Here is a 15,715-nt window from a genome sequence, read left to right on the forward strand (position 1 = left end):
TACTTATCAAGTTTTAGTTTTTATGCTCAAAGAACTCCAGGTTAAAGGTTTTCCCGTCCCAAACTCCATAGGAGTAATGATGCACCCAATCGCCCAGATATATTAGTTTACTATTATTTTTTAAATCAATAATTCTTGCAATATGTCGATGACCAAATACAAAGAAATCAAAATGATTAATTTCCAGTTGTTCTTTGGCCCAAACAATTAACCACTCTTTTTCTTCCCCCTGAAAAACAGATCCGTAAGACTTCAGATTTTTCTCACGACTCTTTCCGGACCAAAGCCTGGCGAACCAAACACCACAATCCGGGTGTATTAATCTGAACAGTTTTTGAGCGATATTGTTTGTAAAAATAGCCTTTAACCTGTTGTAGGACTTCTCAAAACGTGTTAGTCCATCCCCATGTGCCAGGAAAAATTTCTTGCCATCAATTTCTCGGATTAAGGGTTTGCGATAAATTTGAATTCCGGTTTCCGAAGGCAAATAATCGAACACCCAAATGTCATGGTTTCCGGTAAAGAAATGTACCGGAATTCCTGAATCTGTTAGTTCGCATAGTTTACCAATAAACCTGGAATAACCTTTTGGTATGGCTCTGCGATACTCGAACCAGAAATCAAAAATATCTCCTAAAAGATATATCTCCGATGCATCAAGCTTTATGCTATCCAACCAACGCACAAAACGTAGTTCATGCTCCAGAGGATTTTTAATTGTTGGTGCTCCAAGATGTACATCCGAAGCAAAATATATTTTCTTTTTCTGTTCCAAGCCTTTATATTAACACAAACAGATACGAATCAATTTTTGAGAGAAATTTTAACCACGTACGTGGTTAAAATTTTAGCCGACAAATATATCTGTTTTTAAGCATATCCTCCAAACTAAAAAAGCTTAACATTCTAAATTTAAAGCGAATATACAATTAAAAAATTCGAAAAACGAATCATAACTCCTCGCGAAGTCTTTCTTCCAGGCGTGTACCAAACAGGTCTTTACCCACAAGTTCCCCATCCCGACTGATCAAATAATTGGCTGGAATTCGTTGAACATTAAAAACCTGTGCTGCATAGGAATTTGTAAATTGCAAATCGCTCACACTGATCCATGGCAATTCATCTCTAACAACTGCGCTTTCCCACAATACACGGCTGCGCTCCAATCCCACCTGATAAATTTCAAAACCCCTATGATGATATTGAGAGTACAACCTTTTCAAATTTCGGTTTTCACGAACAGAAGTTTCATCCCAAGAACCCCAAAATGAGACCAAGATCACGTTGCCTTCGAGAGAAGAGAGTGCCACATCATTTCCGTCGAGATCAGGCAGAACCAGTTCAGGATAAGATCGTCCTTCTTCTGCAAGCTCTTGTATCATTTGGGCCATACGCTCTTCGGCTTTAACACTCAGAACCATGTTGTATAAATGGCGCACCCGCTCAGAATCGGGATATGCTAAGTTTAAACTGGTGGCAATTGTTGCGAAAAGTCTCTGATCATCACGGTCTAAAACATTCATCACCAGAGTCTCATCAGAAAAAGTCAGAAATAGCGCATAATAACTGGTAAACGAACGAGGATTTTCCATTACGAACGCTCCAATAAACTTTTTGTACTCATCAATTTCTTCAGTGAGTCTGATGCTGACTGCTTCCAATTGTTCGGCCTGTTGAGGCTCAGATAAGTTATTGAAGTTCTCAATAATGACATCCACTTCGCTACGCAAGTCGGTAATTCTTCGCTTCAGCATTTGCACTTTTTCTGAGCCGGGAGAATTCTCAACCTTGTAATCTCTTGAAAAACGATTTAACGAAGCATTGATATTTATATGTTCAGTGGAATCGCCCAAAAGCGTAATAAAACGACCAGGCGTCAATGAAAGTTTAAAAAATGTCGGTTCAAACAGAGCATTTTGCCTAAAAGTAAATTGATCATTCCTGCCAATTACCGTACTATCAATAAGTACGTCTCCTGCCAAATCCATTCGATACAAATATAGGGTTTCACCGGCACCCTCAGTTACACTTCCCTCAATAATGAAACGGTCTTGTCTGGCACAACTGCCCAAAACAACCAGTATTAAAAGAAAAATTGATAGCTTCCTCATAGTTTTATTCTAAAAATTGCGATTATGCATATAAATTACAAAGTTAAATATTCTCCGGAAACTACTTCCAAAGTTTAATTCTCAATAGCTGCTGATGTTAAAAGAAAATTTTTGACCTCATAAATTTGTTCATCCCAAACGTTTCTGGCAATAATAATGCCCTGATCGTTTACAATAAAATTTACAGGAGGTTTTCCCATCGGTATCATCATGCGTGTGTAATCCTGTAACTTCAGGTAGCGGAACAATGGGTTACGTTGAATATTATAATCATCCTCAGGGTTAAGTACAAAACAGACTTCAAAACCTGCTGCATGAAGAGATGTTAAACGATTCAGTTGCACACGGGATAAAGTAAAATCCGGAGATGGGAATTCCAGGTAAAGATGACTTCCTCTAAAATCGTCAATTGAAATGCTCTCTTCATTCTGAACAAATTCCATATCTGGAAAAGGATGATCGGGATTAAACCTCTGAAACTCCTGCTCCATTTGTCTTAATTTGCCAACCATGTTGGCAAAATCTTCAACTTCACGTAGATATCGCTTGTTTATCAGCATAGAATCTGCTCTGTAGAACAAATTCCGATCGCCCCATGGATCAAAGAGAGAGTGATTTCCGGCTGTCTGTAAAAGAGCGTACATACGCACCATTGGAGCTCGCGAGAGTTCCAATGCCCGTCCGCGAAAAACATTTTTCAATGAATCCAAATCCTCATAAAGATTTTCAACTTTGGCAGGTGTTGGAGTCCATCCCGGACTGTCTACAACTGAAGTCATTCGGTTCATTTCCGAAAGCCACTCTTTGCTCATCCTTTCAATGGCTAAAAACTGGTTGGAATGCTCTGAGCCATTTAACTGAACATGATCAGGAAAAATGATGTATTGTGCATCTATAAAAACCGGTTCATTGTCCGATAATTGAATGAGCAATGACTCACCTGAAGTTTTTGAGAGTAAATAGAGTCCGGAAACAATGGTATCAGGGTTCCAATGAATTTGACCCGATGAACTGATAAGCAACGTATCAGGAATAAACAATGAATCGTTTGGAGCAGATATGACCATACGGTTTCCTTCTCCACCCCACATATAACCCGACAACACCGGCTGTTCCTGCTGCTGAACGCATGATGTGACTAATACTATTATTATAAAGAGATAACGACTCATGTTAAACAGATAAATCAACGACAAATATAGATTCTTCAATCCATGAGAACAACAATTGAATCAATTAATGTTATTCAATCGTTAAGAGATATATCAAAAAAGGGGAAAATAATAGCTTCGTATTATTCTCCCCTATAGATTTTTACTTCATAAACGGCTTTACCCGTTCTTCCTGATATAATCAGCCAGCCAGTCTCCCACTTCAGAGGTCTTTTTGGCCTGTTCTTTATCGATGTCCTCCGTAACAAAGTTCTGTTCCAACGATGCTGCAACTGCTTTACGAATGATCTCAGCTTCTTCTTTCAGTTCAAAAGCATATTCAAACATAAGCGCTGCAGAAAGTACAGTGGCGACAGGGTTGGCGATGTTTTTACCGGCAGCCTGTGGGTATGAACCATGAATGGGCTCAAAAACGCTGGTGTGCAACCCAATGGATGCCGACGGCAACAATCCCAGGGAACCTGTAATTACCGACGCTTCATCGGTAAGGATGTCTCCAAACATATTTTCAGTAACCATTACATCAAAGTTTTTAGGCCACTGAATGAGTTGCATGGCAGCATTGTCCACAAACATATACTGAGTATCAACTTCAGGATAGTTGGGAGCCATCTCCTGTGCAATTTGTCTCCAAAGCCTTGAAGTCTCCAGCACATTGGCTTTATCTACCACGGTTAATTTTTTATTGCGCTTCATGGCATATTCAAAGCCAAGCTTGAGAATGCGCTCAATCTCTTCACGGGTATAAACGCAATTATCGAATGCCATGTTTCCATCTTCGCTTCTTCCCTTTTCTCCGAAATAGATTCCTCCGGTAAGTTCACGAATACACATAAAGTTGGCACCCTCCACCAAATCCTTTCTCAACGGAGATTTGTGCAACAATGAAGGAAAAGTTTCAACCGGGCGAAGATTAGCGTATAGTCCCAACTGCTTGCGCATGCGAAGCAATCCCTGCTCCGGACGAACTTTTGCAGTAGGGTCATTATCAAATTTTGGATGGCCAATGGCACCGAATAACACCGCATCTGCGTCCATACAGACTTTATGAGTTTCTTCCGGATAAGGATCACCAACAGCATCAATGGCCGCAGCGCCGGTTAAAGCTTCTGTATAGATTGCCTCGTGACCTTTTTTCTCACATACGGCATCTACAACTTTTTTAGCCTGGTCAATAATCTCAGGGCCGATTCCGTCACCGGCCAATACAGCAATATTAAGTTTCATAATTATGTAGTTATTTTTATAATCAAACCAATTACCCTTTAAACCTCACCTCATCACTCTCGATGATGTTCAGCATTTTAAGTGTTGCTTTAATGGCTGCTTCGGTTTGGTCAGCATCAAGGCCTCGGGTTTTGAACTCTTGTCCTTTAAAATCCCACGTAATAACTGTTTCAACCAACGCGTCGGTTTTTCCGCCCGGAGGAATCGAAACCCAATAATCGGTTAATACCGGATGTTCCAGATTCAAAGATTCGTATATTTTCCATAATGCTTTCATAAAAGCATCGTATTGTCCGTCTCCTATGGAGGTTTCGGCATAAGTTTTATTATGGATTTGAATACGGATGCTTGCAACAGGTTTCATTTTACGAACCAGGCTTAAACTGTAGTTCAACAGTTTTATGTTCTCGGGCGTCTCCTTGTTCTTAAGAACATCGGAAATGATATAAGGAAGGTCTTCTGTTGTTACCGTCTCCTTTTTATCCCCTAAATCAATAACCCGTTGAGTAACCTTCTTCATGTCTTCAGCATTTAATTCAATGCCAAGTTCCTCAAGGTTTTTCTTAATATTGGCCTTCCCGGAGGTTTTTCCAAGTGCATATCGGCGTACCCTTCCAAAACGCTCAGGCATCAGCTCATTGAAATAAAGATTGTCTTTATTATCGCCATCGGCATGAACTCCGCTACACTGAGTAAAAACATACTCCCCGGTTAAAGGTTTATTGGCAGGAATTCGAACACCGCTAAACGATTCAACCATTTTTGAAACTTTGGTGAGTTTTGACTCATCCAAAGAATTTGGAAGATTTAGATGGTCATTCATCATACCCAACACGCTGGCAAGCGGTGCATTACCGGCACGTTCACCCAATCCATTTACAGTGGTATGGAGTCCCTTCATTCCGGATTTGAGTGCCATAAACACATTGGCCACCGAAAAATCATAATCGTTATGTGCATGAAAATCGAAATGAACCCCGGGATACCGGTCATACATATCCTTACAGAACTTGTAAGTCTGATCAGGATTTAATATGCCAAGGGTATCAGGCAGCATGATTCTGCGAACGTTTGCTTTGCTGAGAAAATCCACCATGAAGTAAACATATTCCCGTGAGCTGAGCATTCCGTTTGACCAGTCTTCGAGGTAGACATTGACTGTAATGCCGCGTTTTTCAGCTTCATCAATTACAAACTGGATATCAGCAGCATGTTGTTCAGGGGTTTTTCTCAATTGTCCCTGTAAGTGTTTTAAAGAGCCTTTTGTTAATAAGTTGATAACCTTTCCACCGGCATCTGCAATCCAATCTAGAGATACAGTCTGATCAACAAATCCTAAAATCTCGACCCGTTCAATACAGTTGTTCTTTTTGGCCCAATCGGTAATTCGCTTCACTGATCTGAACTCCCCATCTGACACTCTGGCTGAAGCAACTTCAATGCGATCAACCTTTATCTCCTCAAGCAATAGTCTGGCAATTGCAAGTTTTTCTGCTTCACTAAACGATACCCCTGTGGTTTGTTCACCATCCCGCAGGGTTGTATCCATTACTTCTATATTGGTCATGATTCTGCTTTTTGATAAGATTTGCAGGCGAATGGAAAAATTCGTGATTGGAGTTTTCCAATCACGAATACTTTAAATTATGCATGGGCTTTTTCTTCCCAAGCCTGAATATCATCAGTAATACTTAGTAGATAATCAATATCATCATACCCGTTAATCAGGCATTTCTTTTTATAAGGATTGATATCAAATTTCTCTGAAATATTTTTTGACGGTACTGAAATGGTTTGATTCTCAAGATCAACTTTTACAACCACTTTTGCATCAGCCTCAATGGCTTCAAAAAGTTGATTTAGAAAATCATCAGATATCTGAACAGGAAGTACTCCGTTATTTAGTGCATTATTCTTAAAAATATCTGCAAAAAAACTTGAAACCACCACTTTGAAACCGTATCCGTGAATGGCCCAAGCAGCATGTTCCCTGCTGGAACCACTACCAAAGTTTTTACCTGCAACAAGAATAGAACCTGAATAAGTAGGATCATTCAATACAAAATCAGGTTTAGGATTGCCTTCCTTATCATACCTCCAGTCACAGAAAAGGCTGTCACCAAATCCATCGCGGGTGGTTTTTTTCAAAAACCTTGCCGGTATAATCTGGTCGGTATCTACGTTTTCAATGGGCAACGGTACACAGCTGGATTCCAGTGTTACGAATTTATCTATTGGCATTGAATTAAAATTTGTCGTTAATACTTTAATCTTTATAAACCCCGGCTACAGTAAAGTTCTGGGGTCAGTAATTACTCCGGTAACTGCTGCAGCAGCGGCAGTGAGCGGACTGGCCAGCATGGTTCTGGCGCCGGGTCCCTGGCGTCCTTCAAAGTTTCTGTTCGAAGTTGAAACCGCGTACAATCCCTCCGGAATTTTATCATCATTCATGGCCAGACAAGCAGAACAACCGGGTTGACGCAATTCAAATCCTGCGGCTTCCAGTTTTTCCTTTAAGCCTTCTTCAAGGGCCTGCTTTTCAACTTGCTTACTACCGGGAACAATCCATGCCACCACGTTGTCAGCTTTTTTCTTTCCTTCCACGAACTTGGTAAACGCGCGCAAATCCTCAATACGTCCGTTGGTACAACTTCCAACAAACACGTAGTCTACACGCTTTCCAATCATGGCCTCTCCGGCGTTAAAACCCATGTACTCTAGCGACTTCACAAACGATTTTTGAGAAGACTTCTCAATTTCTTCAACTTTTGGAATATTTGCTGAAATACCCAATCCCATACCGGGGTTGGTTCCATAGGTAATGATGGGCTCAATGTCTTCTGCCTTAAAGTGAATTTCCTTATCGAAAACAGCATCGGGATCTGATGGAAGTTGTTTCCACTCGGCCAAAGCTTTTTCCCACTCCTCACCTTTAGGGGCAAATTCGCGGCCTTTCACGTATTCAAAAGTTGTTTCATCAGGAGCGATCATTCCGCCTTTGGCTCCCATTTCAATACTCATGTTACAAATGGTCATGCGTGCCTCCATCGACAACGAGCGAATAGCTGAACCAGCAAACTCTACAAAGTAACCTGTTCCACCACCTGTTGTTAATTGAGAAATGATGTAAAGAACGATGTCTTTTGAAGTAACACCTTCTTTAAGTTCACCTTCTACATTGATTCTCATGGTTTTTGGACGTGTCTGCATCAGACACTGGGTAGCCAAAACCATCTCAACCTCACTGGTTCCGATTCCGAAAGCAATGCTTCCAAAAGCTCCGTGGGTAGAAGTATGGCTGTCGCCACAAACTATGGTCATTCCCGGACGAGTTAATCCCAATTCAGGACCAATTACGTGAACAATTCCATTGTATGGATGCGTTAATCCGTACATGGTAATTCCGTTGTCTTCACAATTCTCTTTGAGTTTATTCACCTGAAAACGGCTCAACTCATCATGAATCTGCAAATGCTGATCCATGGTTGGAATGTTATGATCGGGTGTTGCGATGGTTTTTTCGGGTCGACGAACTTTAATACCTCTCTCCTTAAGTCCGGCAAAAGCTTGCGGACTGGTCACCTCATGAATCAGGTGACGATCTATATACAACACACTGGGTCCGCCTTCAACTTGGTTTACAACGTGTTTCTCCCAGATTTTGTCGAAAAGTGTTTTTCCTGCCAAGGTTCTCTCTTTTTATTGTTATACAATTGTTTTTAATGATATATAGGTCGCTATTGTATTTGTCTGAACTACTGACACATGCAAGCCTGCGTTGTATGGTTAGTTGATAATAGGAGTCTTGCTTGTGTCTAATCCCGCTGAGCGGGACTTCGTTTCACTTTAAGTCTAACGATCTATTGATATGATAGGAATACACTTAAATCGAACAATTGTTCGATTTAAGTGTACTCATTTGCTATTGAATTTTGCCCAAGGCGTCCAAAAATGCTTCTACCGAAGCAGTAATTATATCGGTATGCGCTGAGAATCCGTAATAGGTCTGTCCCTGATGCTCAATTTGTACGTGTACTTTTCCAAGGTCATCACTTCCACGGGTAATGGCCTGAATAAGGAATTCTTCCAAGCGCACACGTCTTTTTACCAGTGCTTTTACTGCCGTAAAAGCAGCATCAATGGGGCCGTTGCCTGAAGCCGTTTCAGTAAATACATCTCCATTAAAATTAACCTGAACAGTGGCAGTAGGGATGGTTGATTTACCACAAACCACTTGTAGAGACTCAAGTTTTAAAGGACGTTTTGAATCTTTCTCAACATTACGTCCAACAAGAATTTCCAGATCTTCGTCGGTAATGTCCTTCTTCTTGTCGGCCAACTCTAGGAATTTTTGATAGATCTCATCTACTTCGGCCGGCTCAAAATTATAACCCAAAACGCTCAGCCTGTGTTTAAGAGCAGCACGTCCGCTTCTGGCGGTTAATACAATGGATGATTCTTTAACACCCACATCAACCGGGTCGATGATCTCATAATTCTCACGGTTCTTTAAAACGCCATCCTGGTGAATACCGGAAGAGTGAGAAAACGCATTGCGACCAACAATGGCTTTATTGGGCTGAATTGGCATACGCATTAATGTAGAAACCAGTCCACTGGTTTTCATTATCTGCTTGGAGTCAATGCCGGTATCGAAATTCAGATCCTTATGACAGCGAAGAGTCATAACAATCTCTTCTAATGAAGTGTTACCGGCTCTTTCACCAATACCGTTCATGGTAACCTCTACCTGACGGGCTCCGTTAATAATTCCGGAAATTGAGTTAGCCGTAGCCATACCTAGATCATTGTGGCAATGGGTTGAGATAATAGCTTTATCAATGTTAGGTACATTGTTCACCAGATAGGCGATTTTTTCGCCGTATTCTGAAGGCAAACAATAGCCGGTAGTGTCGGGAATATTAACCACAGTTGCTCCGGCTTTAATGACAGCTTCGATGACTCTTGCCAGGTACTCATTATCTGACCGGCCTGCATCTTCTGCATAAAACTCAACGTCTTCAACAAACTTTTTGGCAAACTTAACAGCCTCTACGGCACGTTCTATAATGGCCTCAGGCGTTGAGTTTAGTTTGTTATAAATATGGTATGGTGAAGTTCCGATGCCTGTATGGATTCTTCCCTTTTTTGCAAACTGCAATGCATCAGCAGCAACTTCAATGTCTTTTTTTACCGCACGTGTTAATGCGCAAATGGTTGGGTTGGAAACAGCCTTGGAAATTTCTACCACCGAGTTAAAATCTCCCGGACTCGAGACCGGAAAGCCGGCTTCAATAATGTCCACTCCCAGTTTCTCCAGTTGACGTGCCACTTCAATTTTTTCAATGGTATTCAGCTGGCATCCGGGTACCTGTTCGCCATCCCTTAAAGTGGTGTCGAAAATATAGACTCTATTGCTCATAAATGTCTCTTTTTGTCCGGTTGTTTCCGGATTTTTGATTTTGAATGATTTAAGGAAGTGATAAAGAAGTTTCCTCCTTTATCACTCATTGTATTCTCTAATGACTATTTATCATTTTCGGGACGCAACGTACGAACAGCTGCTCCTGCACGCCACATTTCAGATTCGCGCAATTCTTTAAGTTCAGCCTCAAGTTTTACTCGATAATCTGACTGGCTGTTTGAATCGATAGAACGCTGAGCCTCGTTACCTTTGGCAACTTCGCTGTAAAGATCGCTAAACACAGGCAGAGTAGCGTCACGGAATTTCTTCCACCAGTCAAGCGCTCCGCGCTGAGCGGTGGTTGAACAGTTGGCATACATCCAGTCCATACCGTTTTCAGCCACCAATGGCATCAAACTTTGAGTAAGCTCCTCAACCGTTTCGTTAAAAGCCTCAGAAGGACTGTGTCCATTACTTCTTAAAACTTCGTATTGAGCAGCAAAAATTCCCTGAATGGCACCCATCAAGGTTCCTCTTTCTCCGGTAAGGTCACTATAAACCTCTTTTTGGAAAGTGGTTTCGAACAAATAACCGCTACCTACTCCAATTCCAAGGGCAACAACTCTCTCTTTGGCTTTTCCGGTAGCATCCTGGAAAATTGCGAAGCTGGAGTTCAATCCACGTCCTTCAAGGAACATGCGACGAAGGCTGGTCCCTGATCCTTTAGGAGCCACAAGAATTACGTCCACATCAGCAGGTGGAATAATGCCTGTACGATCTTTGTAGGTAACTCCAAAACCATGTGAAAAGTAAAGAGCTTTACCTGGTTTCAGATATTTTTGAACAGTTGGCCAAACAGAAATTTGTCCGGCATCCGACAACAGATACTGAATAATGGTTCCTTTGTCAAGGGCTTCTTCAATGGGGAAAAGAGTTTTTCCGGGTTCCCATCCGTCGGCAACAGCTTTATCCCAGGTTTTGGATTCTTTACGTTGTCCAATGATAACGTTAAAGCCATTGTCTTTCAGGTTTAGAGCCTGTCCAGGTCCCTGTACGCCGTATCCAATAACAGCAATTACTTCGTCTTTAAGCACTTCACGTGCTTTCTCCAAAGGAAATTCTTCACGTGTTACTACGTTTTCTTCGGTTCCTCCGAAATTAATCTTAGCCATAATAATGTTTGTTAGTAATATTTAATCGGAAATAAAATTAGTTTTTTGCAGGATGATTGTCCAGTTCAAGTTTTCTTAAATAGTTGTCCAGCATTTCGGTTTTTGTTTTTGTGATTGATATTCTTCCCGAACGTGTAAACTGAGATACTCCATATTGATCCAGTTTTTCGAACAACTCCTGGGTTTCCTTTTTGTGTCCGGTTTTTTCGATTACGAAAAACTCCGGTGTAACCTCCAGAATTCGAGCGCCATACTGGCGAACCAAAGTCTCAATCTGGTTCCCATTGAGTAACGAGGCGGTTGGCACTTTATAGAGTGCCACCTCTTCATGGATGATATCATCTGCAGTAAGAACAAATGCTTTTATTACATCTATTCTCTTCTCAATTTGTTTTGCCACCTTTTCAATCTCATTGCGGGTACTGAATACCACTATGGTAAATTTATGTATTCCGGCAATGGCAGATTCAGATGTGGTTAAACTCTCTATATTGAGATGTCTGCGGGTAAACACATTGGTTATCTGGTTCAGAAGACCTACTACGTTTTCTGAAAATATAGACAGTGTAAATTCCTGTTTTAAACTCATGACTTTTTAGTTTTAATTGATGTAAACCTGTCAGAAATCTCCTACTCTAATCGAATATCCGAAACAGAAGCTCCGGCAGGTACCATCGGGAATACGTTTCCTTCTTTCTCCACAACAACTTCGAGCAAATATGGTCCGTCATGATCCACCATTTGCTGAATGGCCTCGTTCAGATCATCTCTTTCGGTTACTTTTCTAGATTCTATAAAATAACCTTTGGCAATGGTCTGAAAATCGGGATTTATCAATTCTGTTGAAGCATACCTGCTGTCAAAGAACAACTCCTGCCACTGACGCACCATGCCAAGGAAATTATTATTAAGCAACACAATTTTAACAGGAATCTTAGTCTGGAAAATGGTTCCCAACTCCTGTATGGTCATCTGAAAACCGCCATCACCAACAAATAAAATCACGTGCCTGTCAGGCTGTCCCAATTTTGCTCCCATGGCAGCTGGCAATCCAAATCCCATGGTTCCCAAGCCACCCGAAGTTACAACACTTCTCGTTTGCTTGAATCGGAAATACCGGCTGGCCATCATCTGATGTTGACCCACATCGGTAACTACAATGGCATCATCATCAACCGCCGCAGATACCTTATTTACAACTTCACCCATGGTCATCCCCTTTTCTACAGGGTTTAACTCGCAATGAATGATTCTATCGTGCTCAATTCTGTCGCAAGCTCGGAATTCATTCAGCCATTCCTGATGCGAATTTTTAGACACTTTTTCTGTAAGCTTTGGCAATGACTCTTTTACATCAGCCAAAACAGGAACATCGGCATGTACATTTTTGTTTATCTCAGCATCATCAATTTCAAGGTGAATCACTTTAGCATTGGTTGCATAGTTCTTCAAATCACCGGTAACCCTGTCGTCAAATCGCATACCGATGGCAATGATTAAATCTGCCTCATTGGTTTTAACATTGGGGCCGTAATTTCCATGCATTCCCAGCATCCCAATATTTAAAGGATGGGCTGATGGCATGGCCGATAGGCCAAGCAATGTCCATGCAGCTGGAATTCCTGTCTTTTCAAGAAATGCCATTAACTCCTTTTCTGCTTGTCCAAGAACAACTCCCTGACCAACCAAAGCCAAGGGCTTTTTGGCAAGATTAATTAATTGTGCAGCTGCCTCAATCTGCAATGGATCAAGCACAGGTACAGGTTTATAGCTTCGAATGTACTTTACCGGTTCGTACAGATAATCAAGGCTAGCAAACTGTGCATCCTTAGTAATATCTAATAACACGGGACCCGGGCGACCACTTCTGGCAATATAAAAAGCTCTCGCAAAGGCTTGTGGTATATCCTCCACCCTCTTTATCTGGTAATTCCATTTGGTAATAGGTTGCGTAATACCTACCACATCAGTCTCTTGAAAAGCATCGGTTCCCAAAAGAGGTGACCCTACCTGACCACTTATTACGACAAGCGGAGTGGAATCAATCATGGCATCTGCAATGCCGGTTACGGCATTGGTAGCTCCCGGTCCGGAAGTCACAATGGCAACTCCCACTTTCCCGGTAACTCTGGCATATCCCTGCGCAGCATGAACTGCTCCCTGTTCATGACGGACAAGTACATGATGTAACTCCTCTTGAAAACCATATAAGGCATCGTAAACCGGCATGATGGCTCCGCCGGGATAGCCAAAAATTAAATCTGTCCCTTCATTTAACAGGGATCGAACAACGGCCTCTGCACCTGTCATTCTGATTGCTTGTTTGCTCTTCTCTTTCATCACTGTTTGGGATTGTGTTTCCATGGCTCAAAGCTTATGGGATTTACAATTACTTTGCAGAAAAAACCTGCAAAGCGTTTTCTAAACATCTCTATTTACACTCATCAGGTAAAACCCGGATGGCACCGGTATCGGCTGATGTAACCATTCCGGCATATGCACGCAGTGCTTTGGAAACGATACGCTCCCGTGTGGAAGGTTTCCAGGCTTTATCTCCCTTGCTCTCTTCCTCTACCCTGCGTTGGTTCAACTCATCTTCAGTTACAATAATATTGATTGATCGTTGAGGGATGTCAATGATCACTTTATCTCCATTTTTTATAAGGGCAATAGCTCCTTTGGCTGCTGCCTCAGGCGATGCATGACCAATAGACAACCCCGATGTTCCACCTGAGAATCTTCCATCCGTTAACAGGGCACACTTGGCTCCAAGTTGACGCGATTTTAGATATGATGTGGGATATAACATTTCCTGCATTCCCGGACCTCCTTTTGGCCCTTCATATTTTATGATTACCACATCGCCTGCCTTAACTTCACCCGAAAGGATTCCATCACATGCATCGTCCTGCGATTCATAAACGCGTGCCGTTCCTTCAAAATGGAAAATAGATTCATCCACTCCGGCTGTTTTAACAATACAGCCGTTTTCGGCAATATTTCCAAAAAGGACTGCCAATCCGCCATCCTGAGAATAGGCATGGTTAATGCTTCTGATACACCCTTTTTCACGATCTAAATCCAATTCACCATAAATGGCTTTTTGGGAACCCATTACCAGGTTTACAAACCCTCCGGGTGCACTTTGGTATATCTCTTTAGCTTCAGCTATAGAACTTCTGCTCATCAAATCAAAATCTGCCAAAGCATCGGCAAGGGTTGGATAGTCTACCCGACCAACGGATGCGTCAAGCAAACCGCCGCGATGCAATTCGGCCAAAATTCCTATGATGCCTCCGGCACGATTTACGTCTTCTATATGATAATCGCTATTGGGTGCCACCTTACACAAAACAGGTGTTTTCCTGGAAAGATGATCAATATCCTGCATAGTAAAATCAACGCCTGCCTCGTGGGCTATAGCCAATAGATGTAAAACGGTGTTTGTTGAACCTCCCATGGCAATATCAAGAGTCATGGAGTTCATAAATGCGGCCTTGGTGGCAATGTTGCGGGGCAAAACCGACTCATCCCCATCCTGATAATATTTATATGCAAGCCTTACAATTTGATTAGCTGCTTTTTCAAATAGTTTCTTTCTGTTAACGTGCGTTGCTACAATGGTTCCGTTACCGGGTAAAGCCAAACCCAAAGCCTCGTTCAGGCAGTTCATTGAGTTGGCAGTAAACATCCCTGAGCAGGAACCACAAGTTGGACAAGCATTCTGCTCCACCGCAAGTAACTCCTCGTCAGACACTGAATCATCAGCCGCCATCACCATTGAATCCACTAAGTCCAGAGCTTTATCTCCAACCTTTCCGGCTTCCATGGGGCCACCTGATACAAAAACCACGGGGATGTTTATGCGCATGGCAGCCATTAACATCCCCGGTGTAATTTTATCGCAATTACTGATACAAATCATAGCATCGGCCTGATGGGCGTTAACCATATACTCTACACTATCAGCTATTAAATCTCGTGAAGGTAAGGAGTACAACATTCCATCATGCCCCATAGCAATGCCATCATCAACGGCAATGGTGTTAAACTCAGCAGCAAAACATCCCTGCTTCTCAATCAATCGCTTCACATCCTGACCAATTTGGTGTAAGTGCGCATGCCCGGGTACAAACTGTGTAAATGAATTTACAACCGCAATCAAAGGACGGCCCATTTGTTCGTCCTTCATTCCATTGGCTCGCCATAAACTTCTGGCTCCGGCCATTCTTCTTCCCTGTGTGGTTGTATTACTCCTTAATGGTATTTTCATTTTTATGCACTTTTTAAAAGGATACTTCTGTTTGTTAATATTTCAACACCCCGTTCTGCAAGTCAGCTGTTTTATTCAAGCAAAAACCCCTCTCACAATGGAAGTGAGAGGGGTTTAAAGTTCGTTTATATCGTTTTACTTTTTACATACCTGTCTCACTTCCCTAGTGGTTAACCACGAGAATAATAATGACGACGAGAAGTAGAGATGCAAAAAGTGTCATGTCTTCTTTTTATTTTTAAATTCTACGCAAATATATGAACTTTGTCATTAAATCAAATCAAAACAAGAAAAAAAGTTTCAATTTTCTTTCATTTTTTACGAAAACCATAAGGTTTTTCGTAAAAAGATGAATA

Annotated in this window: 12 protein-coding genes; all 12 read right to left on the reverse strand. The window is 41.7% G+C overall.

Features of this window, described 5'->3' with window-relative positions; translation table 11 throughout:
- Positions 1-13: 13 nt before the first annotated feature.
- The 12 genes from EV194_RS02425 to ilvD all read right to left on the reverse strand — a co-directional run bounded on the left by EV194_RS02425 (position 14) and on the right by ilvD (position 15,359).
- The gene (locus EV194_RS02425) at positions 14-775 is read right to left on the reverse strand and encodes a UDP-2,3-diacylglucosamine diphosphatase (protein WP_132431719.1); all 762 of its coding nucleotides are present in this window, start codon (positions 773-775) and stop codon (positions 14-16) included.
- A gap of 175 nt (positions 776-950) precedes the next feature.
- A complete protein-coding gene (locus EV194_RS02430; RefSeq protein ID WP_132431721.1) occupies positions 951-2,111 on the reverse strand; it encodes a TlpA disulfide reductase family protein in 1,161 nt (386 codons plus the stop codon).
- Between the two features lie 74 nt (positions 2,112-2,185).
- Entirely contained in the window at positions 2,186-3,283 is a 1,098-nt protein-coding gene (locus tag EV194_RS02435; RefSeq protein ID WP_132431723.1) for a hypothetical protein, read from the reverse strand.
- A gap of 159 nt (positions 3,284-3,442) precedes the next feature.
- Positions 3,443-4,510, reverse strand: coding sequence for a 3-isopropylmalate dehydrogenase (leuB, locus tag EV194_RS02440; RefSeq protein ID WP_132431725.1), 1,068 nt, complete (start codon positions 4,508-4,510; stop codon positions 3,443-3,445).
- Between the two features lie 31 nt (positions 4,511-4,541).
- Positions 4,542-6,077 carry an alpha-isopropylmalate synthase regulatory domain-containing protein gene (locus EV194_RS02445; RefSeq protein ID WP_132431727.1) on the reverse strand — a complete coding sequence of 512 codons (1,536 nt, stop codon included), beginning with the start codon at positions 6,075-6,077 and terminating at the stop codon, positions 4,542-4,544.
- Between the two features lie 77 nt (positions 6,078-6,154).
- Positions 6,155-6,751 carry a 3-isopropylmalate dehydratase small subunit gene (gene leuD, locus EV194_RS02450; RefSeq protein WP_132431729.1) on the reverse strand — a complete coding sequence of 199 codons (597 nt, stop codon included), beginning with the start codon at positions 6,749-6,751 and terminating at the stop codon, positions 6,155-6,157.
- 45 nt (positions 6,752-6,796) lie between these two features.
- Entirely contained in the window at positions 6,797-8,197 is a 1,401-nt protein-coding gene (gene leuC / locus EV194_RS02455; RefSeq protein WP_132431731.1) for a 3-isopropylmalate dehydratase large subunit, read from the reverse strand.
- 235 nt (positions 8,198-8,432) lie between these two features.
- On the reverse strand, positions 8,433-9,932 hold the full coding sequence (locus EV194_RS02460; protein ID WP_132431733.1) for a 2-isopropylmalate synthase: 1,500 nt from the start codon (positions 9,930-9,932) through the stop codon (positions 8,433-8,435).
- Positions 9,933-10,036: 104 nt separating this feature from the next.
- The gene (ilvC, locus tag EV194_RS02465; RefSeq protein ID WP_132431735.1) at positions 10,037-11,086 is read right to left on the reverse strand and encodes a ketol-acid reductoisomerase; all 1,050 of its coding nucleotides are present in this window, start codon (positions 11,084-11,086) and stop codon (positions 10,037-10,039) included.
- A 37-nt stretch (positions 11,087-11,123) separates the two neighbouring features.
- Entirely contained in the window at positions 11,124-11,675 is a 552-nt protein-coding gene (ilvN, locus tag EV194_RS02470; protein WP_132431737.1) for an acetolactate synthase small subunit, read from the reverse strand.
- Positions 11,676-11,716: 41 nt separating this feature from the next.
- Positions 11,717-13,450 carry a biosynthetic-type acetolactate synthase large subunit gene (gene ilvB, locus EV194_RS02475; RefSeq protein WP_132431739.1) on the reverse strand — a complete coding sequence of 578 codons (1,734 nt, stop codon included), beginning with the start codon at positions 13,448-13,450 and terminating at the stop codon, positions 11,717-11,719.
- Between the two features lie 67 nt (positions 13,451-13,517).
- Positions 13,518-15,359 (reverse strand): dihydroxy-acid dehydratase, encoded by a 1,842-nt coding sequence (gene ilvD, locus EV194_RS02480; RefSeq protein ID WP_132431741.1) that lies wholly within the window; start codon positions 15,357-15,359, stop codon positions 13,518-13,520.
- Positions 15,360-15,715 lie beyond the last annotated feature (356 nt).

Origin of the sequence: Natronoflexus pectinivorans (assembly GCF_004345615.1) — a bacterium.
GTDB lineage: Bacteria > Bacteroidota > Bacteroidia > Bacteroidales > Marinilabiliaceae > Natronoflexus > Natronoflexus pectinivorans.

Excerpts from the sequence above, each read along its gene's own strand:
- EV194_RS02430 (WP_132431721.1), bottom strand. The coding sequence starts at position 2,111 with ATGAGGAAGCTATCAATTTTTCTTTTAATACTGGTTGTTTTGGGCAGT.
- EV194_RS02435 (WP_132431723.1), bottom strand. The coding sequence starts at position 3,283 with ATGAGTCGTTATCTCTTTATAATAATAGTATTAGTCACATCATGCGTT.
- leuB (WP_132431725.1), bottom strand. The coding sequence starts at position 4,510 with ATGAAACTTAATATTGCTGTATTGGCCGGTGACGGAATCGGCCCTGAG.
- EV194_RS02445 (WP_132431727.1), bottom strand. The coding sequence starts at position 6,077 with ATGACCAATATAGAAGTAATGGATACAACCCTGCGGGATGGTGAACAA.
- leuD (WP_132431729.1), bottom strand. The coding sequence starts at position 6,751 with ATGCCAATAGATAAATTCGTAACACTGGAATCCAGCTGTGTACCGTTG.
- EV194_RS02460 (WP_132431733.1), bottom strand. The coding sequence starts at position 9,932 with ATGAGCAATAGAGTCTATATTTTCGACACCACTTTAAGGGATGGCGAA.
- ilvC (WP_132431735.1), bottom strand. The coding sequence starts at position 11,086 with ATGGCTAAGATTAATTTCGGAGGAACCGAAGAAAACGTAGTAACACGT.
- ilvN (WP_132431737.1), bottom strand. The coding sequence starts at position 11,675 with ATGAGTTTAAAACAGGAATTTACACTGTCTATATTTTCAGAAAACGTA.
- ilvB (WP_132431739.1), bottom strand. The coding sequence starts at position 13,450 with ATGGAAACACAATCCCAAACAGTGATGAAAGAGAAGAGCAAACAAGCA.
- ilvD (WP_132431741.1), bottom strand. The coding sequence starts at position 15,359 with ATGAAAATACCATTAAGGAGTAATACAACCACACAGGGAAGAAGAATG.